Below are 24,147 nucleotides of genomic sequence, written 5' to 3'. Positions count from 1 at the left end.
TTCGGCTTCTGATTGTGCGCCAGTTACGGCTCCAAGCCCCATACTTTGGTGCTTCCCTGATACCCAGTTACCTTGTTCCAGACAGTAAAGGCCGTCTTGGTGGCGTCAAAGGAATAGTCATTACTTTGATCGAAATTGCTCCAGTTATTTTTGGAAAAGCGTGCCTGAATCACGCCGGTCTCTGCTCCAGCGGCCAAACTGCCCGCTCCGGACTTGAAGCTGATCTCCAGATACGTGTCTGCTGTACCCTTTGCAGGATTCACTGCGACAAATGTCCCTTCGATATTGGCTGTGCCCATCTGGGCATAGTCACACCAGAAGGTCATATTCTCCGTACCATCCTTGGTGAAATAATATCGGATCTTCACGGTACTGAGATCAATCGCCTGTGTTCCGGTATTTTTCACATTGAACTGCGGGGTTACTGCATTGCTCGAATTCCCGGACCCTCCGCTGCGGTACTGCACTTCGAGTGTACCGGTCGTCACCGGAGGTGCAGAAGGCGTCAGTGCCAGGACATTGGACAGCGTCTGTCCGTTCGCATTCACTGCTGCAATCCGGTAATTGTACGTGGTGCCATTCACGGCTGTCGTATCGGTGTAAGTCAGCACGGACAATCCGGTTGCCACATCCGCATATGCCCCGCCTGCTACCGAACGTTGCACCTTATAACTAGTAGCGCCCGAGGCTGCTGTCCAGGTCAGGATCGACTGCGCATTGCCAGCTGTCCCACTTAAAGTCAGCGCTCCCGGCAAAGTCGTTGCTGCTTGCGGTGTAGCCGACACCTGTATAGAATTCGAAGATTCACCTGCTGTATTCGCAGCGGTTACCACATAATAATAAGCCTTCCCATTCGTCAGTCCCGTGTTCGTATAGGTCAATCCATTAACACCCGTCACGACAGATGTATACGGTCCTCCACTCACCTCGGAACGCTTCACCGTGTATGATTCGGCCCCAGGTGCAGCGGCCCAGGTCAAGCTAACCTGATTGCTGCCCCCCACAGCCTGCACGCCAGCAGGTGCGCCTGGAACCGTGATTGGTGTAATGCCTGGCTCCTGTCCATACACCTTCACCCCTGCATCGTAGACAGGAAGGTATACGCTCTTCACAGGATTGCCTGTAGTCAGCGTCTGGAACGAATGATCATTGCTTGCATTCCATGCGCCCTGTGGGCCTGTAATGCGGAACTGAACTTCTTTACGATAATTTCCTTCCCCGCCGGGATAGATCTTCGTATTACCGAAGTTCGCTGTAATGGCATAGATATGCTGGGCTGTATTGACTACAACCGGTTGGGATACAGTCGCCCCCTCCGTGTAGGAGGTCGTCACTTGCACGTCCGATACAGTACGTCCCGCAGCATACACTTCGCTCAGATCAAGGAAATACTTAAAGGACAGTTGATCTCCCATGCGGGCAGGCCAAGCAGACCGATTATTAAGCTGTGCCCTGATTTCCGTATAATTGGAACCGGATGATTTGACAGCAGCCTCTACAAAGAACTCATCACCCTTCGTCTCAGGTGCAGGGAAGTTTGCAAGGGGCTGATGATTCTGACCAAACAGCAGATTCATTTTGGCCAGCGCACCAGTGAACCCCGCGTTATAATCCGTTGCCACCTCATTGCTCACATAATCCCCGATATCATCGGTATACCCATCCGATGCATCCGGGCCACCGACCATGGCACCATACAGAATATGGCGGTGATTCGCCGGGACATCCTCATTGTTCAACCAAGAACCGTGAGCGGTCCGGTGATGCGGATGCTGGGGTGCATTTTGTCCGTACCCGACCACATAACTGCTCTGACGTGGATTATCTCCCAAAATGTAGTTCATTTGTGAAACGGCGAAATCCTGATATCTGGATTTCTTCACAGGATCACTGACCCAGTCGGAATAGACAAACGAGATAAAGGATGCATTCGCTGCATACCGGAGCGAGCCCCACTGATCCAGCCACGCCAGACCTCCCGGTGTGTATCTGACTCTCTGTCCATTGGTCCCGACAGACCAATAATCCAGGTTACGCTCAGTAGATTGAATAAACCTTGCGGCCTCCGGCATGTTCAGACTGGACGTAATACGAGCCAGCAAAATCTGAGCACCGTAGTTTTTATTGTCCCAGCCTTGTGTCCAGGTATATGGCCAATTGGCAGCACCTCCACTGGAAGACCACTGATTGGTTGCCGCAATCGCTTTGGACAAGTAAGCGCTATCATTAGTGGCTAAATAAAGCCATGCTCCACCCCATGCCAGCTCATCATAATATCCGGACCATGAGTTATAGAACGATTGTGCATCGGTAATACAATCGGAGTATTTCCCCCGGTAAGTATCTGCAAAGTGATACAGCTCCTTCGCATGTTGAAGCAGCTTCGCAGCATACACAGGATCATCATCGGCAAATACAATTGATGCAGCTGCCAGTGATGCCGCTGTTTCTCCCGCCAGGTCACTGCCCGGACAGGAAGCATCAATCTTAAAGACAGGCCGGTTCATCTGCATCACTTCAGCAGGGCCCCACCAGGCGTGATCCGTATTCCCGGCTCCGACTTGTCCCCATAATTCATTTGGTTTCGTATGCGCTTTCATAAAATAGTCTGTGGCCCACTTGATATTATCCTTAACCTCCTCCAGTTGCCCTGCCTGCTCATATCCTTCGCGGTATTCCACGACGGACCAGGCCAGCATGGTAGCAGAATACGCCATCGGTAATCCGAATTTCACATGATCTCCGGCATCATACCATCCTCCGGTCAGATCAACGCCTACATCAGCCCCATCCTGCATGCCCGAATTGCCACGCCATTCGACCCGATTATTCGCTGGTAATGGACCTGAACGCTGTGCTTCATAGAAATAGATGGCCTTTTGCAATGCTTCAGCATAATTCTGGTTTCCGGCGGCCGCATCCGCCTTACGAAGTCCTGTACCCATCGATAAACTTCCTGCCAGTAGTCCTGCCGATAACGCAATCATGGCGACTCGTCTCCACCAGCTCCCCTTCATGTTCAACTATTCATCTCCTCTTCATGAATGTTCCGTATGCATTACTCTGGACTGCGAATGGTATCCGCTCCTCCCCATGGTGTAACTCCGTGTAACTTCCACCATTAATTACCATTATAGTCTTTTGTTTAACTTGCAATATAAGCGTTGGTGACTTCTAAAATAACATTGTTGTGACCTGCTCGGCATCATGCGACAAAAAAAGCTGCTTCTCTGACGCATATGCACGTCAGAGAAGCAACTTCTTATCGTTGTTCTAACCAGCACTACAAACCAAATGGCATTTCTGACCATCCAATCTGTGCATTCCCACACATCACCATGTGTCAGAATAACTCAGTGGTTATACTTTGAATTTGTTAATTTGCTCCTGCAGTTCTTCAGCCATCTTGGATAATGAACCTGCGGATGATGCAATCTCTTCCATCGAAGCCAGTTGCTGCTGAGTTGCCGCAGATACATTATGCACCCCGCCTGCTGCTTCTCCGGCAATATTAGAGATCTGACTCACATATCCTACAACCTCAGTCGTACTCGCCGACATTTCTTCTGAACCTGCAGATACTTCCTGAATCTCGCCCGCTACTTTGTTGACCGCATCCGAGATCTGCTCGAACGCTTGTCCTGCCGCAGTAACCATCTCGATTCCCGCTTCCGTCTCACTGCTGTTCACTTTGACAGCCTGAACAGCATGGTCCGTATCTTTCTGAATCAATTGAACCAGATCCGTAATTCTTTGTGCAGATGTGGAAGATTCCTCAGCCAGCTTCCGCACTTCTCCCGCGACTACAGCGAAACCACGTCCATGCTCTCCTGCTCGTGCGGCTTCAATGGCTGCATTCAGTGCAAGCAGATTGGTCTGCCGGGCAATATTGTTGATTACCTCGGTAATGGTTCCAATCTCTGCTGAACGTTCCCCCAGACCTGTTACCAGCTCTGTCAGTGAAGCAATGGAGTTACGAACAGAACCCATCTGTTCAACCGCTTGTTGAATGATCATATTACCTTCGGAAGATTGGTTTGCCGCATCCACAGCAGATACCGATACACTTTGAGCAAGCTCGGCAATCTGTTCCGATCCAAGAGCCATCTCATTCATTGCTTGTGAAGAACGCTTCACGATATCAACCTGGTCAGACGTACCTACAGCCAATTCCTCGACCGTTTCGGAGATCTGTTCCGAAGCCTGGGTATTCTGCTCTGCACTTGCAAGAAGCTCTTCTGATGAAGCAGCTACCTGTTCAGAAGTGAGGGATACCGATTCAATCATCGCGCGCAGATTGCCACTCATGGTATTGAAGGAAGCTGCCAGTGTCCCCAGTTCATCCTTGTTCTTCAGTACAATCGTCTCACCCGTCAGATCACCATTGGCGATCGCCATGGCTGCTGTGTTCATCTTTTTAATTGGACGTGAGATGATACTTGCAATGAAGAATGCAATAAATACTGCAATTAAGAATGCAAAAATAGTCACTGCCAAAATCACGTTAAATGCATTCTCTGCCAACACAACCGATTCATTCGTTGCCGCTTCCGATCCTTCATTGCTCAAGTTAATTAACTGGGCAAGTGTGTCGTTAGCTGTGTACCACATTGGATAGGCCTCGGTATGAAGTCTGCTTGCTCCCTCATAATCATTGTCCACGCCCAATTCGATGAATGCAGGCATTTTTGCCAGATAGGCATCATAGTTGTTACTGAAACTCTCATTATATAGCTTAAGTGCTGCTTCATTGCCTCCAATGTATGTAAGCAACTGTTTGCGCTCATCCTCGATCTTGGTGAGAAGAAGCTGCAACGCTTCATTCATCTTGGTTAATTCGTCTTCGTCCTGTTCAACGATAATTGCCAACGCCAACCGCTCTACATCGGAGACATCACCATTCATCATCCCAAGTAGGCTTACACTCGGCATCCAGGTTTGATCCACTTCATTCGCTTTACCAGACATATTATGGATCTGGACTAACGCATAGACGCTTACAAAAACCAGCATAGCTACAACTATCAGAAAACCAGTCAGTAACTTGCCTCGAATCGTTAACTTTAATTTCCCCAACATGTTCCCCACTCCTCAAAATAATACATATTAATAGTATATCGTCACCTATCGTCATGAATTGTAGATGTTAGAATTCGATTTCTATAAATTTCATGTAACTTCGAACATAACGCAAAAGAAGTCTCCCATCTTTGGCAGAACCAGAGATAAGAGACTTCTTTATTGAACAAAACCATCCCGACTTCGCAGTACACTACGGTCAGACGCTAACGAAAAACACGTCGGTGTATGTTAATGAAAAAGTCGGGAATCGACTTGGTATAATTGCGGGTCGTAATCAGAATCACACTGATCAGACTGCCCAGAAGGAAACCACCCAGAATATCTCCTGGATAATGCACACCTACATATACACGAGACACCCCTGTCAACACAGCAAGTAACAGCATCCATAATCCGAAGCGACGTCCAATGAAGAATGAAGCAGCCGCAAGGGCAAATACAAAGGATGCATGTTTACTTGGAAAAGAAGGGTCAGGTACATGGGCTACCAGCTGATGCACTGGCCCTTCCACAAAAGGCCTTGGATGGCCCACTGCGGGTGATATCCCCCATTTCGCCAGAACTAGCGCCACAATGGACGCTACACAGGCATAGAAGTCAACTCGCTGCTTCGAAGGATTGCCGAGAAACCATACGATAACGAGCAGTGCGATCATAACCCAGACCGCATACTCGGATGATGTAATCATAAACCAGTCCAGAAACGGAATTCGGTCTGCAAACTGATTAATCCAGTTAAATACGGATTGATTCATAACTAGCTTTTAACACCTCCATTACACAAAACAAGATTATTTTTTACATAATAAATATACACTAACTATTTGTCAAACAATCCCCATCTTGACCGAAGTTACGAAATCAAAGAGGACATTTTGCTTTCTTTTTGTTAAACTAGTTTGGGTTACATATCAGTTCAATCATAGAAAGGTGAAGATTATGCTCAAAAAATGGTTATGGGGTACAGCCCTGACCCTGGCACTTGCTGTCACAGGTGTCATTGTATATTACGGATATTCGATTGTTCATTTTGCCAATAGCATCTCAACTGCTTCCGGGACTTCATCCGATTCTTCCTCTTCGGGCACAAACAGCGATTCAGACACTCCAACTACAACGATTCCCAGATGGGAGGGCCAAGAACGGGTAAACATTCTGCTACTTGGTGGGGACTCCAGAGGCGATGATGCAGGGCGTTCAGACTCGGTCATGGTCGCTTCCATTGATCCGGTCACCAAAAAAGCCCACCTGTTCTCCGTACTGCGAGATACCTATGTCGCCATTCCCGGGCATGGCAAGAGCAGGCTCAATGCAGCCTTTTCCTACGGAGGTGCGGAGCTGACCAAACAAACCGTCAGTGATCTGCTCGGTATTCCCATTCAGCATTATGTCTACACGGACTTCACAGGTTTCATGGCACTCGTTGATGCGGTAGGCGGTATTGAGATTGATGTGGAGAAAGACATGTATTACACCAGTAAAGCGGATAAACATATGTACGACATTGATTTGAAAAAAGGATTGCAGCATATGGACGGTAAGACCGCCCTTCAATATGTTCGATTCCGTCATGATGCCACCTCGGATTTCACGCGAACCGAACGGCAGCGGATCTTCATGACCGAGCTGGCCAAGAAGATGCAAAGCACCACGTCGCTCTTCAAAATCCCGGATATCCTGGAAGCGATCGCTCCCTATATTGAGACAGACCTTAGTCCAACCCAGATGTTAAAACTCGCATCACTCGGCTTCGATATCCATGTGAACGATATCGATCAGCAGCAGATTCCACCGAACAAGCTGCTCACCAATGAACTGGTCGGCTCAGCTCAGGTACTCGGTGTCGATGTAACCAAACTCCAGTCTTATATTCAGAAACTCTTTGAAGAAGATGCCGCGTCCTCGGAGACTACATCATCAGAGGAGCAGAACTAAAACAAGCATGAATTATATCAACAGAAAAGACGGCCGCAGCCGTCTTTTTTTGTACCTATTTTCTCCATTTAATGCAGCCTTAATGTTTAACAGGTACCCTTATATGATGAACTCCGGTTCCTGGAGGGAGGATTACATGTGAAAAAACCGAGAATAGCGGAATGGACCGAGCTGCGGGGCATTGCCTTTCTGGCGATCGTCATGCAGCATAATATCGCTGAGTATATCTATCGCGCCGATATTGAGCAACCGGATTCCATTATGCTGACCATGATTTATCATCTGACCCGATTTGGTACGCCAACGTTTGTATTTCTATCGGGTGTCATGCTGTTTTACCATCATCGTAATACCAAACCGGAATATCCTCGCTTCATTCGAAAGCGATTTGGCGATATCTATATGCCGTTTGTCGTATGGACACTTATCTATTGGCTTGCTGTCCGTATCTTCACCCCCGAGTTCTGGCTTGCAGGCATACCGGACTTCCGCAGTCTTGTTCGAGAACTGTTTGTCCCTCAGACGGGATATCATCTCTGGTTTGTCATTATGGTGTTTCAGTTCTATATTCTGTTTCCCTTGTTTCTGGCGGGAGCGAAAGCCATTCAGAGACGTATCCGGAACACCAAGCGTTTCACGCCCTTGCAAGTCAGTATGGGGCTAATTCTCTTTGCAGCCGCATTCTACGCTCTGCTAATGAAATGGTCCTACTATAATATGGGTAGCTGGACAGAAACACTGTCTGAGCCTTGGTCCACGTTGCTGCAATATCGATCCTATTCATGGATCATGTACTGGTTCTACTTTTTGCTGGGAGCCGTATGTGCATGGTCAGTGGATAGCTGGAGGAATTGGAGCACGAAGATACTGCCATGGACGATCTGTCTGTTTATAGGGATGTACATTTGGCTTGGATACGATGTGCTGCGTGGGTCGGGGGATGTTGTGAATTTGAATATCTCTACTTATTTGAAACCAACCACATTCCTCATCATTATGGCGCAGATGCTCATGTTGTATGGTTTTCTTGTACTGATGCGGGGCAAAGACACACGGTTTCAGCGCCTGTTATCCTGGATTGGCCGCTATTCATTTGGTGGTTATCTGGTTCATGCACTGGTGATCTACGCGATCGCTTACGTTACCAGACCGCTTCAGCTCAGTGGATGGCATCTGCCTGTAACGTTACTCTCGTTCCTTGTGACGGCTGTTGTAGCCCTTGCGATCAGTTGTACATTATCCAAACTTCCTGGCTCCCGCTTCACGGTAGGGTTAATGCGTAAACCACGTTTAAGTACTCATCCATCTGCTGCTGCGGACAAAAGAGATTCACCTGACCGAACTCCGTCACCCGGCCACACTCGTAGTCCGGGAACGAGTGAGACATTATGAACCAAGAAGAGCGTCCCCGTTGGTGGAGACGCTCTTCTTTATTTTACTTCGGTTGAAGTTGATCGTCCGGGAACAGGCTCTTGGTGACCTGGGGCTGGATGCCCATTGCCCTTCTGATTCACAAACCTCTTCAGATCACCCGTCAATTGTTCCTTCAGCTTGTCCACCAGCTGCGTTTCGCTAATACCTTTTGCCTGAGCAATCTCAGCCAGGGATTTCCCTCCCTGAAGCTGCTCGTGCAGTTGAGCCGGTGTGACTCCAATAAAACGGGCGATTTCGCCCTTATCTACCATGGAACGTTTGCCATGGTGGGCAAACTCACGCCGCAAATCACGAAGCGGGGTATTGATGACCTTTTTCAACTTGGTATCCATGTCCGCCTTCGTGGCTGCTGCTTGTTCCTTGGTGAGACAACCTTCTTCTACAGCTTGATCCACACGCTGCGCCAATGTAGGCTTCAACTTCTGCAATAACTGTTCCTCACTAAGACCCTTGCGCTCTTTGGCAATCTGGGACAACGTCTTGCCCAGCTCCATCTGTGCTTTCAGATCCCGCAGGCCGATACCAAGCAAGTCTGCCGTTTCACCGATCATAAATAAACCGTGTCCTGCCTGCATGCATGGCTTCGTTTGTTTGCCGGAGGAAGAAGGTCTAGATGCATCGTTATGTTCCTCAACCCGTAGTGCTGGATCAGCAAATGCCACATGCCCAGTTCCTGCTGTTATGACTATGGCTGCCAATCCGGCTGCCATCCATGTTTTCCATTTCATGTTCATTTTTCTTCCGCCTTTCCGATGTCGAAATCCTGTGCCTCCCTAGTTTGAGCCTAAAATCCACTTTTTTATGCCATAAAATACAAAAAGTCATCATTTTTCTCACAATTGATCACAAAAAATCCTATTTTTTTCAGTTTATTTCCGCTATACTGAGTGTAACTTCATGATCTATATCAGTTGAACTACATATTATTTACACTGACACTACGCTGACAGAACAAGCTTCCAATCGCTGTTATCCCCAGATTTTTTTGATTATTTCCCTAAAGGGAAAATCCGGTGATAAAGGCGAACGCTTCGCTTTTTCAGGTTTCTTCTGTCCTCTCCGTTATACGTGTAAATGATTATTTCAACTAATATAGTTGAACAGTCCTGAATCACCTTATCGCAGGAAGGACGATATGTAATAATGCGGAGAGAATGGTTAGATCCGTTTAGATCCGATCTGGAGGTCGTGTTTGCTTCAGCGGAACAACTCGTACGGAAATATCCCGAACCCTTGTCAGGATATGCATTAGAACAACTTCATTCAGTTAATCCCCTGTTACGAGATTCGGGACATAGTTACATCGGATACATCATTCCACTTTGGATGCAACACTCAGACAAACTACCCCAAGAGAAAGCACTCCAATTAAGCACAGCCTGCCTCATTCACATGTTATATTTTCTGAATCAGGACGACGTGATGGATGAACAACCTGAGGATGCCACACGGAAATTATCCGTGGGTAATCTATATTACATGGATGCAATTCAATCTTACTCGGAATTATTCGATCCTTCCTCCGCGTTCTGGATCTATTTCAGACAATATGTAGTGGATTGGGCCGTGAGTGTTACGGGTGAGCAATCCATTGATTATTTTCAAAAGAGTCCCTTGTTGATTGCGCAAAAGGCTGCCCCTCTGCTCATTGGAGCTACAGGTGCAATGCTTATGCTGAAAGAGTCCGACCGGATCATCCCGGTGTGTTCTGGCATCAACATCACACTCATGACACTCCAGATGACCGATGACTTCACAGACACGCAACAAGATGCTGTGCATGGAAACTACAACAGCTACCTCTCCCACATATCCGCAGCACTGAATCACAACTATCCCGCTCATCCTCTTAGCGAACGTATACATGACAATGTATATAATACACAACTCATGAACTCTTACGTAGACATTGCTTATCAATATCATCGTACATTAACATCGTCTAACTTAGGAATGTCGCATCTTGAGGCGTTTAATTCTTACTTATGCAGCACATTGGTACAAGCTGTTCAGGACATTATACAACGGAAGAAACGGCTCCTCCAAGGCGGGTTTCATCACTGGATCAGCGAGCAACAGTTGCAATCCTGAACATAAGGATGAAGCTGATTCAGTTTAATTTTAAATATGAAGGGAATGTTGACGATGATGGTATCAGAGAAAACGTTGCATGAGGATATTATTGAAAAGGCTTGGAGTGATGAGCACTTCAGACAACAATTGCACTCCAATCCGAAGCAGGCGCTTCGTGAAGCTTTCGGTATCATAATCCCGGAGCACATTCAGGTACGTACCGTTGAGGAGCAGCAGAATGACTATGTTCTTGTCATACCTCCCAACCCTTCCAAAGTAAATTATGATGTGAATTGCGGACCTTGGAGAAGTTAAGTCGGGCGAGCTAATCTTGTAGTGTAAGAAATCAGGGGTAGGAACAAAAAAGCCGCTGTATCCTTCTGAGTTCGTCATTCGACGAACTCGGTGAAAGATACAACCGCTTCTGTTCCTACCCCTTTGGTGCTTGTAAAGCTAATCTGTCCTTGCATCGCTTCAACAATGCGGAAAGTCACCATCATGCCCAGGCCTGTGCCTTTGATTTTATTGGAGAAATAAGGCTCGCCCAACCGGGAGAGTGCTTCCTCGTCCATTCCTTCTCCGTTATCCCTGACATGCACCTTAATCATGCCATCCTGCTTATATGCCCAGATATCAATCTGGCCTTGTCCCTGCAAAGCTTCAATACTGTTCTTGATAATATTGATAAAAGCCTGCTTGAACTTCGAGGAATTGCCCCGAATATATAGATCTGGCGGGATGTCGGTGGTGATTTTGCCACCTTCGAGATTAGCCATCGGTACAAGAATACCTTCGATATGATTGAATTCATCCGAGATATTGAGCGAGATAATATGGTCAAACTCAGGTTTGGCAAAGGTAAGAAAGTCCGTAATGATGCCGGAAGCCCGATCAAGTTCCTCCAATGCAATTCGAACATACCCCTTATTTTTGTTGTCTTCCTGTTCTGTCATGAGTTGCAGGAACCCTCTTGTCACCTGAAGCGGATTACGTACCTCATGAGCAACGGATGCAGCCAGTTCGCTAATAATCTCCATCTTTTCAGATCGCTGCAACTCATTGTTGAACAACTCCAGTTCTTTGGAGTACTCTAACACTTTGGTATGTTTTTCAGCAAAACGACTACCGAGAATGGCAATCAACGAGATCACAAATGCAACCATTGACCATTTCCACCATAACAGATGATACGAACCACTCCGCTGATAGTACCACAACAATTCAGCCACACTGATCAAGGCAAATGTACCGAATCCTGTCGCAAGCAGCATTGCTTCCCGGTTTCGTTGCAGCGCTTTGGCGATGGTACCCACCAAGAGGATTGTAAGCAGGATGACCAGCACCATGCCAACTACACGCTGTACGAGCAGATTGTAGAGGAACTCCCATTGCCCGCCTGATGTAACATAGATAAATAGAGAGAATACCGCGATAACTGAATATATGAATTGTATTTTTCGTAGTTTGGTGAAGATTCCATGCAGTCCTGGCCCGATAATCTGCTCAAAGAAATAACAGAGCGCTGGCATACCCAGCAGCATCGCCAGATCAAATATTACCGAATACAGGTCACCATATACTTGATAGAATGTATACAAAAATTGCGAGTACGTGATGATCATCGTGCCGATGGAACCCATCACGATGCATAGCGAGATCCATAATCCCTTGTGGAATTTGCCCAGGAAAAACGTACAACTCAGCATCGTAATCGCTGTGAAGACAAACGTTGCGCCCAAGATTACATCAATAAGCCCGTTATGAATATATTTCTCCTGTAAAGCGGCATACGGTCCAACCTGAACGGTACCTTGTATGCCCAGACGGCCTTTCTCATTTTGTGACCATACATAGAGCGTGTCACCTGAATTCTCACTGGATAAGGGCAGCAAGACAGCATTATTATCATAATTGTAATGGTAGTTCTCGTAGACCTTGCGGTCCTCCAGATAGATCACAATATGATTGCCTTTAATGTTCTCAAATCGAATGGCTGAACTTTCCTCAGTCAATTCAGGGATGGTCAGGCGAGTCCATAAGGAACTCGATCGATCTGTATTGCTATACTCTAACTTATCGACACCCTGTCTTTCCCATATCTCATCTGCTCCCTTAACTTCACTGATGAACCCCTGATCGTCAACGTTCCCCCATTTTACTTCCCATCCTGCAATGGATACAGGCTGCTGAACCTCTCCTGTAGTTGCAAAGACTATCCCGTGCGGCATACCTAGAATAATCAATACACTCATCCATAAGATGACGATAGCTTTGGGCACATTTTTCATTCACAGCACCTCAAAGTTCTAATTTTCCCTATCTTAGATTCTCTCATCTATCATTCGCCACCGTTTGTCACGTCACCTTCTTGAGACAAAATGAAATTCACATTTAAGTCGATTTATAGTTTTATTTCCATTTTATTGTTAAAGTCATCCGATCAATCACGCAGATCTTCGAACTGATTTTCTATCATTTCACGTTCCTTCTGTTCAACTTGACTGCGGAATTCAAGCCACTGCTCTGTTTCTTCATCATCATAGATGGTCCATATATCGGAAAAAAGGAAATCCCGCAGCTGGACAACTTGCCCGGACCATATCCCGCCTACCCAAAACAACCCATCCGGACGACGGATGACGGTGCGGGAGAACCCAGGTGTGGACGCCTTTTGCCCGATACGGATGCGTGTGATCATATTGCCCAGTGTGAACCAGTCCACTTGAAATCCCTCCCTTACATATTCAAGCTTCATCATAACATAGGGAAAACAGGAAAAGCTGTAAAAACGGTGACTGCGATTCAATCCGTTGCTTCGGGTGTAATGGTTTCTCAAAGCAAACACACACCCTAAGGAGATGATTCCAATGAATGAGCCACATCGTACGGTTGAGGTGGAACATAAGGATGTTCAGCATAAATCGGATTCAAGTATGGTCGCCTCCACATTTATTAAATATGCCGCGTATATCATTATCTTTTTTGGATTCTTATACTTCTTGGTCAAGTATGTATTCCCCAAATTTTAAGGCATTCATATCGTAGCAAACACCCGGGGATAATAACCTGTGCAAGATTACAACGTTAGCGCTTTGGGTAACTACGGGGTAAGAAGCTTTTGAGAAACCGAGATGAAAGGAAGTGCTACTCATGTCTGACAAACCGATCAGTAACGAAGAGAGCGACCGCTATTATGACCGTTATCAGAGGTCCCGCGATATTCCACCAGAGACGGAAGTTCCGGAAGGCGATATGGATACCTTTGACGAAGTTTCCGGCAGACGGATTGTAACGGAAGATTCGGATCTTGCACCCGTAGCCGCAACCGCTGTAGACGAGCCGGAATTGGATTCACGTTTGGCTGAGACACCGCTCGAATCCGTACCGGATGCAGATCTTCTGCAACCCAACAGTCCGGTTGATCCTGCTGCACCCGATCCGGATGCATTGCATGGTACCGATCTGCTCAATGGTGCTGGTGCGGGTGCCAAGCCGGAGAACGACATTCCACCGCGACGCTAACGGCCGTGATGTCATCCTGAATGAGGAGGTGCATATACGATGAAGGAAGATCACCAAAAGCATGTGCATGAACCAGATAATCTCGTGACGGAACGGGATATTGACCCGGACTTCGGACTGTTCACTGAGGACTCCTTCCCCGAAGCGCTTGAGGATGAGGATCAACGTGATGCGGTGGAGCATGCCATTCCTAAAGAGAAGGCTTCTCGCAAGCACTCTTTGGATGATCAACTTAAATAGATCCGTAGTAGACTTAAAAAAGATGACGTCTGTAACAACAGCGTCATCTTTTTCGTTCTTTTTAGTTCACTTTCTACTCGCAATCCAGCTTCACCGCTTAGCGGAAACCTTACTTGCCACGGGCAACTTGTGATCCAAGCCCGACCACTTGGCTACAATCGCAGTGATTAACAGCGCAACTCCGTTAATGATAAAAATCCAGCGAATCGGCAGCCAGCCACCAAGAACACCACCAATGATTGGCCCCGCCATCGTCCCGATCTGGGCAGCGGACTGATTCAAACTAAAGGCTCTTCCTCTAAAACTAGATGCAGTAGCCTGTACAATCATGGCGTTAATCGCCGGAAATACAGCCGCAAAGAATAAACCATATACAAATCGCAATATGCCAAATCCGATATAACCTGTTGTAAAGAACTGTAGAAGATTGCCTACAGCCCCACCAACCAGTCCAATGATCAACACTTTACCGTATCCAATCCTTGAACCAATCTTGCCCCAACGCGGTGCCATAATAACTGTTGCTACACCCACCGCCGAGAAAATAATACCCGAGCTAAGTGAGGCGCGATCAGGCTGAACGCCCATTTCCATCACATAGACCGTCAATAGTGGCTCCAGAATCATGACAGAGAACGTACATATTCCCATCATGCCAAGCACCGTCATAAACAAACGATTCGCTCTCGCTTCACGAATGTCATCCATGACATGAGAACGCGCTTTGTTCCGGTTGAAGTTCTCTTCTTTTACCCAGAAGGTTGCGATGATCGCGGAGACTAGCACTACAATAGCCGAAAACAAAAATGCATTCCGGTTCCCATAATAATGGCTCACCACACCACCGATTAACGGCCCGATAATCCCACCTGTGGCTCCCGCAGTAGACATAATGCCCAGTGCATATCCTGTCTTCTCTTCAGGTGTATTCGTACCCACAAGAGCAATCGCTGCTGGAACGAATCCTGCAAGCAAGCCTTGGAACAATCGAACAACAATCAGCGAATAAGGGTCCTGCACGAAATAATTGATTAAATACAAGACGGCAAGGCTGTATCCTGACCGGATGAGCATGGGCTTGCGCCCGTATTTGTCAGCCAGCGAGCCCCAGAACGGTGATACAAGCGCACTCGCAAGAAACGTAATACCAAAAGCCAGTCCTGACCATAACTCCAGATGATCACGAACCCCCAGATCAGCACTTAGGAACAGGGGCAGAAATGGAATGGAGATCGAATATGCGGTGCTGCAAAAAAATACACCAATCCACAATATCACTAAATTACGCTTCCACGAGAAGTTCATATACCCGCACGCCCTTTCCGTTACTGACGCCGGGACTGCCGTGTATTAGAGCGGACGGAACAGACCCGTACGTCCCTATGCGGAAGCATTTTCCTTATTTTACACCCATGATTCCACGAAGGCCATCCCTTGTTCACCACAAACACATGTATTGCATTGCCATCCTGTCCATAAAAACGGTATGATAGTTGGGTAAATATCCAAATAAGATTTGGAGAAAATATATAATGCAGAGATGCAAGGAGGAACATTTTCATGTCTTTACGGTGGAAAAAAAACACTGTGGTTTCGCTGGTTCTCGCGATGCTGCTTATCGTCATTAGTGGTTGTGGACGCCCTTCCAGTGGTGCTACGGAAACACCAGCTCCAGTTGAACCAACAGGCCCTAATCCGGTAGCTACCATTGAGATGGCAGATGGACAGAAAATCGTCATTGAGCTCTATCCTGAAATTGCACCCAATACGGTGAACAATTTTATTTCACTGGCCAATCAAGGTTTCTATGACGGCCTGATCTTTCACCGGGTCATTCCTGGTTTCATGATTCAGGGTGGTGATCCGGATGGCAACGGTTCAGGAGGCCCTGGATACACCATTAAGGGTGAATTTACATCCAATGGTCACAAAAACCACCTGAATCATACGCGTGGGGTTATCTCCATGGCGCGTACAAATGATTTGGATTCTGCTGGCTCCCAATTCTTCATCATGCTAGCTGACGCAGATTACCTGGATAATGCATATGCCACCTTCGGCAAGGTAACAGAAGGTATGGAAGTTGTTGATGGTATTGCAGCTCAGGAAATAGGTGAAGCTGACAAACCGGTTACCGATCAAGTTATGAAAAAAGTTACGGTAGATACCCATGGTCTGGAGTATCCAGAACCGGTAAAAATGCCTTAATCAGTGGCTATGCCAAACAGATAATAATTTATAGTCATGGTTCGTTAATGAACTGCTAAACAAACAAAAGCTCTGTCCTATGCGAAATTCGCAAGGCAGAGCTTTATTTATTGAATTTAATGATAACGGTTACATAACTGACTTTATAAAAAAGGACCTCTTCCGGCATCATCCTCAATACATCCATCCCATCAAACGTAACCAGCCGATAATCGCAATCCATAACGGGCAGCTAAAGGCAACGCCCCATGCAAGCCCTTTCAGTAAACCACGGTTTACTTCCACGAACAACGACTCCTTTCTCCAGGGAATAGTCGCAGTATCGGTAATAGTATATGATTTTATACCCGTTTTCATTCGTCACGCATGCCCCGTTTTCCTGCTTTTGTTCCGCAGATTCATGGAATGAATTCCGGGAACCTGATATACTATGACTACTGTATGATAAATGGAACCTGATTCATGTTTGGAAAGGAGATTTTCCTATGGCAAAATCCAAAAAACGCACTCCTGCTCCCAAAGCAGCAGTAGCACAGGATAAACCCACAACACTGAAAGATCTGCTTAGCAGTGATGTGCTGGAGAAGCTGAAAGCTCAGGCAGATGAGGCAAAGGCTGCCGAGGCGGCACTTAAAGAGCAGGAACGTCAGCAAGCAGAAGAAGCTCGCCAAGCGGAGCAAAAGCGCCGGGATAACGACTTCGAATATTTGCTCAATAACAGCGCAATGGACTGGAAGAAACATAAGTAAGTTTCGGGCATGACCTGAGGGAATCTCTGACCATCCACATGCCAAAATAATATTACAGCAGACAGATCCTGAAGATGATCTGCTCCCAGAACAGGGCCGCGTTGCGGTCCTGTTTTTTTGATATAGACACATATGATTCACCAGTCTTGAGCCGGGTATGTAGAAGTAGAGCGTACAACGATAATCTATAACCATACGGAGGGATCAGAGATGACTGAACAACGTTTGGAAGGTAAAGTGGCGATTGTAACTGGAGGTGGATCGGGTATTGGTCAGGCTACTGCTATTCGTTTCGCCGAGCATGGTGCCAAAGTATACATGCTGGATCGCACACCCGAAAATGCAGAGGAAACCAAGCAAACGATTGAAAAGGCTGGCGGAGAAGCGTATGTGATCGAATGTGATATCTCCAAACCGGATAATGTGCAGAAGGCGATTAATCAGGCCGCGGCTGAAGCCGGTAAACTGGATATCATATTTGCGAATGCTGGCATCAACGGAACGATGGCTCCCATTGAAACGATGGAAATCGAGGACTGGGATCAGACGATGGAGATCAATATGCGCGGAACCTTCGCAACCGTCAAATATGCCATCCCCCATCTGAAAGAACATGGCGGCAGCATCATTATCACTAGTTCCATCAACGGTAACCGGGTCTTCTCAGGTATTGGGTTCTCTGCATACGCTTCCAGCAAAGCGGGACAAACCGCGTTTACCAAGATGGCTGCACTGGAGCTGGCTCGTTACAAGATCCGTGTTAACGCCGTCTGCCCAGGAGCCATCGATACCAACATTGATGATAACACCTACCCGTCGGATGATCTGAAAGAAGTACAGATCCCTGTTGAATTCCCTGAGGGTCATGAACATCCGCTCAAGGGTGAACCTGGAACGTCGAAGCAAGTGGCTAACCTCGTTCTATTCCTCGCTTCCGATGAAGCCTCTCATGTTACAGGTACACGAATCTACGTGGATGGTGCGGAATCTCTGCTCCGTGGATAAACTTATAATATAAGTTGGCCCCAGTTCAGGGACAACGCCCAAACATCCCGCAAGCGATCTGATCCGGTCAGATTACTGCGGGATGTTTTATTTATAAAAAGCTTATGATACAACGCAGGCGCAAGTACAAGGATTATCACTATACCGTGGAGCTTTTACCTTTTTTCACACGATGGTTCAACCAGTCTGGAATGGCAAAGAGCAAAACGTACATCAGCGAAAACAAGACTAGCGCCAGTATCTCTTCCCCAAGGATGTACATGGGATAAGGACCTAGCATATCCAGCACTGAGGGTGTACTCGGTTTGTATCTCAAGAACATGTAATTCGCATCAAGCATGACATCTACAACGTATACAATTAGTGCCGCTACATTCACAAATATCATCGAACCTGCTACAGATCTCCAGCTAGGTCGCAGCTGCTCCACCCAGGTCATGTAGAGCAAAGCCAGTATGATACAGGCATGAGCGACGAAAAATTGAATGAATCGAAAATGAGCATAACCATAGCCCAGATTAGGCGTCAGAATCGCCATAAGGGCTCCTGCGATGCCTGCGAATAACAGTGCAGAATGTAAAAGTCGACTGCGTGTCAATAATAACAACGCCGATAATAGTAGAGACAGGCTACACAGTTCAAGTGGCAGTGATGTCTGCAGGCTCCATATCCCGCCATACACATACCAGAGTTGCAACACGATTTCACAAGCGAACATGATACAGGCTAGAACAATCCGCAGTGTGCGGCGTGCCCTCTCTGACCATGATTGAAGATGGTGTCGAAGCAAAAACATCAGGAGAATCATTGCTGTAATTAAGCAAATGGAAACGATATGTGAAGTGGAGAACAGGATAAACGGCTCTGCATCATAAGGGTCCAGCCATGGTGGATACGCCATACCTCTCTTCTCTCCTTTGCGATCATCTCACCAACATTATCTCTCTTTAATGTTAACTTTTTCATTTTGCCATTGAATGAAAGAGCTGTCCAGTTGGAATTCTAAATAAGCATTGTAATTTAAATATCTTTATGTTAAGATAATTTCAGAACCAAAACAAACTAAAAGTTAGTAACTTTCTTAATAAGGAATAAATTAAAATAAACTCAAAAAATGTTCAACTGAACTTTTACACGATAACGGAGAGGACAGAAATAACCTGAAGAAGCAGAGCGTTCGCCTTTATCCCCGAATTTCCCCTTTAAAAAAGGAATCAAAAAATCTGGGGATAACAGCGATCGGAAGGTTGTTCTGTCATCGAAGTGCCAGTGTAAATAATCCTTTGTTGAACGTATAACCTAACTAGGAGGAATTATTATGCAAATCAAAGGACTTCACCACGTATCTGCCCTGACAGCCCATGCCGATCAGAACTATCGTTTCTACACCAATATCATGGGTCTGCGCTTGATTAAGAAAACAGTCAACCAGGATGACGTATCCGTCTACCATCTTTTCTATGGCGATGAGAAAGGCAATCCGGGTACCGAGCTTACCTTCTTCGAAATTCCGATGGCAGGACAGACTCGTGAAGGCGTGAACAGCATCTCAGCAACGTCACTGCGTGTGCCAAGTGATGCGGCACTTACGTACTGGCAGCAGCGTTTTGACGAATTCGAAGTTGATCATGGAGAGATTGTTGAACGGGGCGGTCGCGCCACGCTCTCATTCACGGACTTTGAAGGACAACGTCTGATTCTGGTTTCGGATGAAAACAATACAGGTGTCGCTGGTGGTAAACCATGGGATCAGAGCCCTGTACCTGCCGAGTATGGCATTGTAGGTCTCGGCCCCATCCATCTTACGGTAAAAGACGCCTCTCTTACTGCTCCAGTTCTTACCCAACTGCTTGGTTTCAGAGCAAAAGGAAGCTACCCTGCCTTTACTCCAGGTCAACCTGATGTACTGGTCTTTGAGTCAGGCGAAGGTGGTAGCGGCTCCGAGGTGCATGTTGAAGAGCGAAATGATCTTGCCCAAGAACGTCCTGGACGTGGCAGCGTGCACCATGTTGCGTTCCGTGTGGATAATGAAGAAGAGCTGAGACAATGGGTGGAACGGGTTCATAATTTCCAATTCCCAAATTCCGGTTTTGTAGACCGCTTCTACTTCCGCTCCCTGTATTTCCGTGAAGCGAACGGTATTCTGTTCGAGCTGGCAACCGATGGTCCGGGATTTGATACAGACGAAGAATTGGCACATCTGGGAGAATCCCTTGCCTTGCCGCCATTCCTCGAAGGTCGCCGTGCCGAGATTGAAGCCAATCTTAAACCGCTGGACACCGTCATCCGCTAATTTCGCATGATCAACGTGGTATGCACTGAATAAACATAAAAACGATTATCACAATGTGTGTAATGGATTTGATCCAGTGACACCATCGTTGATAATCGTTTTTTTGATTACATCTATTTTAATTAACCAAATACGATGTTGTAAGCGGTACAAACAGCGATGAACCTGGATCTTCTGAAACAATCTCCACAAAAACAGCTTCAGTGCCTGATACATCCACGTCCAGGCTTACCAAGCCGCTTCCTGGCGAAATACTCAGCTTTTTGAGAACCGTATTGTCCTGGTTGATTACCTGTATCTCCTGATTACCTTGAAGAGCGGCCAGTTCCAGATGCAGGGAAGAGTACGTTTTACCCGTCATGATCTGGAAGTCATCTCCTTGCTTCACGGAATCCGTATGCAGATATACATCTTTGTAATCCTTGCCTTTATAAGTGGTCTCCGCAGGATCTTTGGTATGCCATGCGGATGTCCCCAGTACGGATGTTCCGAGTGAACTGAGTGTCAGTTTATTCGTTTCAGATGGTGCTGATCCGTTAGTACCGCCGATCAACACCGAAGAGGTTGCACTGTCATAAGTAATCTCTGTCCCGAGTAATGAACCCACGGCACGCACAGGCAAATAAGTTGTTCCATCGTACGTAATGGGCAACACCGTTTTACCATTTGCATCTTTGGCTGTCACCGTAGCACCATTCATTTTCAGCGTAATCTTGCTGTTCAAATAAGCTTTAATTGGTTCTAGCCCTGTTGCTGCGAGTGCACCTGTTCCGATCCCAAGCGTTAATGTGCCTACCATTAAACCCAGTACAACCTTCTTCTTCATCAAAATCCCTCCTGAACGTTAAATGAGTTATCCTTTATACAATTAAACGACTAAAGTGATCATGTCAATTGTTTCCTGCATTTTTAGTACACATTTCCTATCTTTGGGCAGCACAAAACGAGGCTGTATGTCACGATTTTTTTCAGCCTCGCCCTTTTCCCCACTGTCCGTAAAGGCAGAAAGGGAGATATTTTGTTCAACTGTTCACTAAATATCAATCAAAGGATTCGTAATATTCTTCTTCATATATTTCCATGCTGTACTTCAAATCCGTAGCCTTCCACTCGCCATCCACATATTCATAAGCAAATGTCAGATCACCAGCGTATAGGCCCAAACCGTAAGCTCCTGCTGCTGATACGACAAGTTGACCATCCTCCACACTGTAATACGTCACTCCGCCGAATCCCAATTCTTCGTTATATACGCCACCACTCGTGTCTTCCTCGATCTGTGAAGGCTCTGCTTGAACGCCATCAACGGCAACGGCAACATCCACACGGTCTGATCTAACCGTAACCTTCGACTGCACATGCTGCTTCACGATCTCATCCAAAGATTGCATCTTCATCTCTTCCAGCGTCACCGGATCAATAATACGGGCTTGTCCCAAATAAATACCTGTTCCATGTCCTTCCGTGTACAAAACAACAATCTCTTTCTGGCCGTCTCCATTTAGATCCAGCTCGTGCACTTCGGGCTTGTAAGACCCGCCTTCTCCCTGCCAATCACTAAATTCTTGCGTCTTGCCGTCCACTTCCAAAATCATTCCATTATATATATATCCTGAACCCTCGACTTTCATAGGGTATAATCTGATGTTTTCATTCTCTGGTGCAACCGAAACGTACTGCTCTTTAACGGGAATCGATTCTTGCATTGTATTCGCTGTGTCATGCATTTTATCTATATTGGAAGCCTCAACCGCTTCGGTCTGGCTGGATTGATCATCTATGTTAAGCTGTTTTTGCGATTCATTCATGGTTCTGGCAGCTGAAGTTGTACTAATCGTAGCTACCGCCAAAATAATCATCAGCAGGATACCTGTCCAAGTTTTCAATATACTGGGCTCCTTCTTCTGTTGTGATAATCCTATTATATCTTCATTTATCGCCTGCAAGTTGCGAATTTGTTAATCTTTCAAAAAAATTCTTTACATATTTCTCTTTTCACGAAAGAACGTTCGGCTTTAACCAGAATAAGCAAATTTCCAAGGGCAAATTATTCTCAAATAGCAAAAAAAAATCCGAACACAGCTCAAGGCTGCATCCGGAATGCTTTGGTTTTGTCCATTAATCGATCCGTTAACTGTCTCAGTTCTTCAGCCGAGGAGGAAATCTCCTCCATAATGGCTGTCTCTTCGTGTGCGGCATCCATGATTCGTCTTGCCTCATCAGAGAACGATCCGGCTTTCCCCTGGATCTTCTTCACATGACCGTGCGTTTGCTCCACGCGGCCTGTCTGTTCTGCAATCTTGGAACCGATATCATGTGCACCCTTCATAAATACTTCCACCGTACCTGTCAGTTCATGCAACGTCTGATCCACAGAGATGGTCCGTTCGGATTCATTAACCACCAGACCATGCTGCTCATGAGACAGCTGTGCCGTCTCCCTTATCCGCTGCTGCACGCGACTGATCAGCTCATTAATACGATGAACCGATTCCTTACTCTCGTCTGCCAGCTTGCGGATCTGCTGTGCCACGACAGCAAAACCAGAACCTTCTTCGCCAGCTCGTGCTGCCTCAATGGAAGCATTCAGGGCAAGCAGCCCTGTTTCCTCAGCAATATTTTTGACAGACTGGGTAATTACCTCGATATCGGAGGCTTCCTTCTCCAGCAACAGCATAATGTCACGAGAACGATTGTGAGACTCGGCCAGCTCGTCCATTCCTTTCATCAGGGATGAGAAGGTCTGTTTCGTATGATCCACCGATCGTTCCATCTGACCAGACATCTCTGTCATGCCCATCGACTGGCTATGCATACGCTGGAAGTCGTTCAACATCTCATCCGCAGTAATCAGAGACTGATGAGAAGTAACTTTCTGCTCTTCTACTCCCACCGCAATATGATCCACCGCTTCCGACATCATCTCGATCTGCTCCGCGGCTTGGGTAATCGCTTCACTAAGCGACTGGGCGTTCTGTGATGTGGTACGTGTACTGTCTGCGATATCGTTTACAATACTTCTGAGATTAGAAACCATTACACGAAAAGCATCATATAATACAGTAAGTTCATCCTGCGCACGTCGCTGTGGAATCTCCGTTGTCAGATCCCCGGATGAAACTTGTTGTGCCGCACGAGAAAGCTGAACAATGGGACGAGTCAGCCAGCGAGAGGCGAACCATCCGAGAATTCCGTTCCAACACACCCCCATAACAAGGATGATGGAGATATACAACCAGCTTGGCATGTTAAATGAGAGCCAGTCCTGGAGGAAAAATATAAAAAAGCCGCTAGTTCCGTACGTAATAATAGAAATCAGTACCAAACCCGCGACTGTCTTTGCGCCTAAAGTCCATTTCATATTCACACCCCGTAGTCCTTTTTTCCTATTTTACCAATCATGTACTAAATATCATGTGATATACATCACTGAAAACGTTCTGTCCACTCCCTGTTTATGGTTCATGCATGACTTCTCTATCATGTAGTGCATAATGAATAAGACAAGCTTTTCAGCCCCCTTTAATGATTAACTACGTATAAAACAAATCCCTAATTTAAATTATTATCGGCAAATCAGGCGAAATGATTTAGCTTGGCATCCAT

At 46.5% G+C, this 24,147-nt stretch carries 22 protein-coding genes; 11 read left to right on the top strand and 11 right to left on the bottom strand.

Annotated features, from left to right (window positions below; genetic code table 11):
* Positions 1-23: 23 nt before the first annotated feature.
* From PAHA3_RS00295 to PAHA3_RS00285, 3 genes are all read right to left on the bottom strand, one after another.
* Positions 24-3,017, bottom strand: a complete 2,994-nt coding sequence (locus tag PAHA3_RS00295) for a glycoside hydrolase family 9 protein (protein ID WP_062835907.1) — start codon at positions 3,015-3,017, stop codon at positions 24-26.
* Positions 3,018-3,360: 343 nt separating this feature from the next.
* Complete coding sequence (locus PAHA3_RS00290; protein WP_062832962.1) at positions 3,361-5,079, bottom strand: methyl-accepting chemotaxis protein; 1,719 nt, start codon at positions 5,077-5,079, stop codon at positions 3,361-3,363.
* A 206-nt stretch (positions 5,080-5,285) separates the two neighbouring features.
* Positions 5,286-5,837 carry an undecaprenyl-diphosphatase gene (locus tag PAHA3_RS00285; protein WP_062832961.1) on the bottom strand — a complete coding sequence of 184 codons (552 nt, stop codon included), beginning with the start codon at positions 5,835-5,837 and terminating at the stop codon, positions 5,286-5,288.
* Between the two features lie 184 nt (positions 5,838-6,021).
* Here PAHA3_RS00285 and PAHA3_RS00280 point away from each other — a divergent pair, with 184 nt between their 5' ends.
* Positions 6,022-7,017, top strand: coding sequence for an LCP family protein (locus PAHA3_RS00280; RefSeq protein WP_062832960.1), 996 nt, complete (start codon positions 6,022-6,024; stop codon positions 7,015-7,017).
* 138 nt (positions 7,018-7,155) lie between these two features.
* Positions 7,156-8,409, top strand: a complete 1,254-nt coding sequence (locus tag PAHA3_RS00275; protein WP_062832959.1) for an acyltransferase — start codon at positions 7,156-7,158, stop codon at positions 8,407-8,409.
* Positions 8,410-8,447: 38 nt separating this feature from the next.
* Here PAHA3_RS00275 and PAHA3_RS00270 read toward each other — a convergent pair whose 3' ends face one another.
* Entirely contained in the window at positions 8,448-9,185 is a 738-nt protein-coding gene (locus PAHA3_RS00270) for a hypothetical protein (RefSeq protein WP_062832958.1), read from the bottom strand.
* A 409-nt stretch (positions 9,186-9,594) separates the two neighbouring features.
* On the opposite strand from PAHA3_RS00270, the gene PAHA3_RS00265 reads away from it, so the two are divergent.
* Together PAHA3_RS00265 and PAHA3_RS00260 are read left to right on the top strand one after the other, a co-directional pair.
* A complete protein-coding gene (locus tag PAHA3_RS00265; protein WP_062832957.1) occupies positions 9,595-10,542 on the top strand; it encodes a hypothetical protein in 948 nt (315 codons plus the stop codon).
* 36 nt (positions 10,543-10,578) lie between these two features.
* Positions 10,579-10,839 carry an NHLP leader peptide family RiPP precursor gene (locus tag PAHA3_RS00260; protein WP_235599343.1) on the top strand — a complete coding sequence of 87 codons (261 nt, stop codon included), beginning with the start codon at positions 10,579-10,581 and terminating at the stop codon, positions 10,837-10,839.
* A gap of 74 nt (positions 10,840-10,913) precedes the next feature.
* On the opposite strand, the gene PAHA3_RS00255 is transcribed toward PAHA3_RS00260, so the two are convergent.
* Together PAHA3_RS00255 and PAHA3_RS00250 are read right to left on the bottom strand one after the other, a co-directional pair.
* Entirely contained in the window at positions 10,914-12,812 is a 1,899-nt protein-coding gene (locus PAHA3_RS00255; RefSeq protein WP_062832956.1) for a sensor histidine kinase, read from the bottom strand.
* Positions 12,813-12,964: 152 nt separating this feature from the next.
* A complete protein-coding gene (locus tag PAHA3_RS00250) occupies positions 12,965-13,246 on the bottom strand; it encodes a hypothetical protein (RefSeq protein WP_062832955.1) in 282 nt (93 codons plus the stop codon).
* A gap of 145 nt (positions 13,247-13,391) precedes the next feature.
* Between PAHA3_RS00250 and PAHA3_RS30310 the strand changes: the two genes are divergently transcribed.
* The 3 genes from PAHA3_RS30310 (at position 13,392) to PAHA3_RS00240 (ending at position 14,286) form a co-directional block, all read left to right on the top strand.
* Positions 13,392-13,553 carry a hypothetical protein gene (locus PAHA3_RS30310; protein WP_017690239.1) on the top strand — a complete coding sequence of 54 codons (162 nt, stop codon included), beginning with the start codon at positions 13,392-13,394 and terminating at the stop codon, positions 13,551-13,553.
* Positions 13,554-13,674: 121 nt separating this feature from the next.
* Positions 13,675-14,046, top strand: a complete 372-nt coding sequence (locus tag PAHA3_RS00245; RefSeq protein ID WP_062832954.1) for a hypothetical protein — start codon at positions 13,675-13,677, stop codon at positions 14,044-14,046.
* A 39-nt stretch (positions 14,047-14,085) separates the two neighbouring features.
* Positions 14,086-14,286, top strand: a complete 201-nt coding sequence (locus PAHA3_RS00240; RefSeq protein ID WP_062832953.1) for a hypothetical protein — start codon at positions 14,086-14,088, stop codon at positions 14,284-14,286.
* Positions 14,287-14,376: 90 nt separating this feature from the next.
* On the opposite strand, the gene PAHA3_RS00235 is transcribed toward PAHA3_RS00240, so the two are convergent.
* A complete protein-coding gene (locus PAHA3_RS00235; RefSeq protein ID WP_062832952.1) occupies positions 14,377-15,591 on the bottom strand; it encodes an MFS transporter in 1,215 nt (404 codons plus the stop codon).
* Positions 15,592-15,846: 255 nt separating this feature from the next.
* Between PAHA3_RS00235 and PAHA3_RS00230 the strand changes: the two genes are divergently transcribed.
* The 3 genes from PAHA3_RS00230 to PAHA3_RS00220 all read left to right on the top strand — a co-directional run bounded on the left by PAHA3_RS00230 (position 15,847) and on the right by PAHA3_RS00220 (position 18,248).
* Positions 15,847-16,494 (top strand): peptidylprolyl isomerase, encoded by a 648-nt coding sequence (locus PAHA3_RS00230; protein ID WP_062832951.1) that lies wholly within the window; start codon positions 15,847-15,849, stop codon positions 16,492-16,494.
* Positions 16,495-16,979: 485 nt separating this feature from the next.
* Positions 16,980-17,243 (top strand): YqkE family protein, encoded by a 264-nt coding sequence (locus PAHA3_RS00225; protein ID WP_036612099.1) that lies wholly within the window; start codon positions 16,980-16,982, stop codon positions 17,241-17,243.
* A gap of 210 nt (positions 17,244-17,453) precedes the next feature.
* Positions 17,454-18,248 (top strand): SDR family oxidoreductase, encoded by a 795-nt coding sequence (locus tag PAHA3_RS00220; RefSeq protein WP_036612094.1) that lies wholly within the window; start codon positions 17,454-17,456, stop codon positions 18,246-18,248.
* Positions 18,249-18,387: 139 nt separating this feature from the next.
* On the opposite strand, the gene PAHA3_RS00215 is transcribed toward PAHA3_RS00220, so the two are convergent.
* Positions 18,388-19,149, bottom strand: coding sequence for a YwaF family protein (locus tag PAHA3_RS00215; RefSeq protein ID WP_062832950.1), 762 nt, complete (start codon positions 19,147-19,149; stop codon positions 18,388-18,390).
* Between the two features lie 417 nt (positions 19,150-19,566).
* Here PAHA3_RS00215 and PAHA3_RS00210 point away from each other — a divergent pair, with 417 nt between their 5' ends.
* Entirely contained in the window at positions 19,567-20,541 is a 975-nt protein-coding gene (locus tag PAHA3_RS00210; protein WP_062832949.1) for a ring-cleaving dioxygenase, read from the top strand.
* A 118-nt stretch (positions 20,542-20,659) separates the two neighbouring features.
* Here the strand turns inward: PAHA3_RS00210 and PAHA3_RS00205 are convergent, their stop codons facing one another.
* The 3 genes from PAHA3_RS00205 to PAHA3_RS00195 form a co-directional block, all read right to left on the bottom strand.
* Positions 20,660-21,367, bottom strand: coding sequence for a stalk domain-containing protein (locus tag PAHA3_RS00205; RefSeq protein ID WP_062832948.1), 708 nt, complete (start codon positions 21,365-21,367; stop codon positions 20,660-20,662).
* Positions 21,368-21,581: 214 nt separating this feature from the next.
* Positions 21,582-22,427, bottom strand: coding sequence for a hypothetical protein (locus tag PAHA3_RS00200; RefSeq protein WP_062832947.1), 846 nt, complete (start codon positions 22,425-22,427; stop codon positions 21,582-21,584).
* A gap of 197 nt (positions 22,428-22,624) precedes the next feature.
* Entirely contained in the window at positions 22,625-23,902 is a 1,278-nt protein-coding gene (locus tag PAHA3_RS00195) for a methyl-accepting chemotaxis protein (RefSeq protein ID WP_062832946.1), read from the bottom strand.
* Positions 23,903-24,147 lie beyond the last annotated feature (245 nt).

Source organism: Paenibacillus amylolyticus, from assembly GCF_001570725.1.
Lineage (GTDB): Bacteria > Bacillota > Bacilli > Paenibacillales > Paenibacillaceae > Paenibacillus > Paenibacillus amylolyticus_A.
Note: the sequence above shows the minus strand (reverse complement) of the source record. Positions and strands in the feature narration are given on the sequence as shown.